This window comes from Streptomyces sp. UG1, assembly GCF_049974585.1.
GTDB lineage: Bacteria > Actinomycetota > Actinomycetes > Streptomycetales > Streptomycetaceae > Streptomyces.
The window spans coordinates 1-1,968 of the sequence record NZ_JBNGGG010000121.1 but is presented as its reverse complement, the minus strand read 5'-3'; the positions used below and the strand labels follow the sequence as shown (position 1 = coordinate 1,968).

Sequence of the window (1,968 nt, the reverse complement as noted above, 5' to 3'; positions counted from 1 at the left end):
CGAGCAATGCTCAGGACCTGTGGATCGGGCTCGGGTTGGGACGCGAAGGGCGTACCTTCCCGAGTGATCGGTTGAAGGTCACCGAGTAGGCCCGTGTTCGCAGCACGGGTTGGGAAGGCACGCCCGTGCTCAGCGTAGTCAATGCCGATGGCAGTACCCCGGACGGCTCCCTGATCGACGAGATCGTCCGTGAAGGGGCGAGGCGGATGCTGGCCGCCGCTCTGGAAGCCTAAGTCAACGCCTACATAGCCGAGTTGGCTGACCAGCGGGACGAGAACGGCCGCCGTCTGGTGGTGCGCAACGGCTATCACCAGCCCAGGTCGGTGACCACGGCCGCCGGGGCGGTGGAGGTGAAGGCTCCGCGGGTGAACGACAAGCGCCTCGACGAGGCCACCGGGGAGCGCAAGCGGTTCTCCTCGGCGATCCTGCCGCCCTGGGCACGGAAGTCCCCGAAGATCAGCGAGGTGCTGCCGCTGCTCTACCTGCACGGATTGTCCTCCGGCGACTTCGTCCCCGCGCTGGAGCAGTTTTTGGGTAGCTCGGCCGGACTCTCGCCGGCCACCGTCACCCGCCTGACAGCGCAGTGGCAGGCCGACCACCAGGCCTTCGGTGAGCGTGACCTGGCCGGATCCGACTACGTCTACGTCTGGGCCGACGGCATCCACCTGCGCATTCGCCTTGCGGAGGCGAAGTCCTGCGTCCTGGTCCTGATGGGGGTGCGAGCGGACGGCACCAAGGAACTGATCGCGATGGCCGACGGCTACCGCGAATCGGCCGAGTCCTGGGCCGACCTGCTGCGCGATGCCGCCCGGCGCGGGATGCGCTCCCCGGTTCTGGCCGTCGGCGACGGCGCGCTCGGCTTCTGGAAGGCCCTGGCGGAGGTCTTCCCTCAAGCCCGGCACCAGAGGTGCTGGGTTCACAAATCGGCCAATGTCGTCAACGCCTTGCCGAAGTCGGCGCAGCCCGGCGCCCGCAGGGCTCTGCAGGACATTTACAACGCCGAGGACCGCGAGCACGCGCTCAAGGCGGTCACAGCCTTCGATAACGTCTACGGCACGAAATGGCCCAAGGCGGTGAAGAAGATCACCGACGACGTTGAGGAGCTGCTGGCGTTCTACGACTTCCCCGCCGAGCACTGGATCCACCTGCGCACCACAAACCCCATCGAATCCACCTTCGCCACTGTCCGGCTCCGCACGAAGGTGACCAAGGGCGCCGGCAGCGCGGCCGCCGCCCTCGCCATGGTCTTCAAGCTCGTCGAGTCCGCCCAGCAGCGGTGGCGGGCCGTCAACGCACCCCACCTCGTCGCCCTCGTCCGCGCCGGAGCCCGCTTCGAACGGGGACACCTCGTCGAACGCCCCGAAGCGCACGCGGCCTGACACACCTCAACCGATCCTGTGTCCATGCCGACGATTAGTGTTCGGCGGCATGCGCAAGTTGGGAGGGCCAGTCATGGCTGAGGATCCGATCGACCTGATCCGCCTGGAGGGGGATGGCAATAGCGTCATTCTCCGGATCGCGGGGAAGGAGGAGCGGATGCGTCCCACCGAGGTCGATGTCCTGGTCGGAGAGTTCCTAGTCGATACGCCCTTCGTCCGTGGCACCCTCAAGACGTGGATCTTCCCCGAAGACCTGCGGCAGTGGCAGCAGGACCTGGACTCGCTCGACGCGGGACAGAACATCGCCTGGCGCGAGGGGAAACGCGCTCCGTGGCTGTTCATCGAACTCGACGAGGACGATGACCGGTGCCAGGTCACGATCAAGGACCACTCAATGTCCCTGACGACGGTGACGGTCACCGTCCCACTGGTCGATGCCTGGTTCGACGACGCATACCGACGCCTTGACTTGGTCTGGGAGACCTGGCCCATGACCGAGGACTGAACCATGGCCAACGACCGAGATCCGCCAGCCTCATGGTGGTAGGAGCTCACCATGGCTTGATCCACAGCTCTTGACTATTGCTCC

Annotated in this window: 1 protein-coding gene and 1 pseudogene; both read left to right on the top strand. The window is 66.1% G+C overall.

What is annotated here, in order from left to right:
* The first annotated feature begins 125 nt into the window (after positions 1-125).
* Positions 126-1,379: pseudogene (locus ACP4J3_RS50560) on the top strand (IS256 family transposase).
* 73 nt (positions 1,380-1,452) lie between these two features.
* Positions 1,453-1,884 carry a DUF5959 family protein gene (locus ACP4J3_RS50555; protein ID WP_426545020.1) on the top strand — a complete coding sequence of 144 codons (432 nt, stop codon included), beginning with the start codon at positions 1,453-1,455 and terminating at the stop codon, positions 1,882-1,884.
* Positions 1,885-1,968 lie beyond the last annotated feature (84 nt).

Bases quoted from the DNA above. Each gene is read 5' to 3' on its own strand.
- ACP4J3_RS50555 (WP_426545020.1), top strand. From the start codon at position 1,453: ATGGCTGAGGATCCGATCGACCTGATCCGCCTGGAGGGGGATGGCAAT.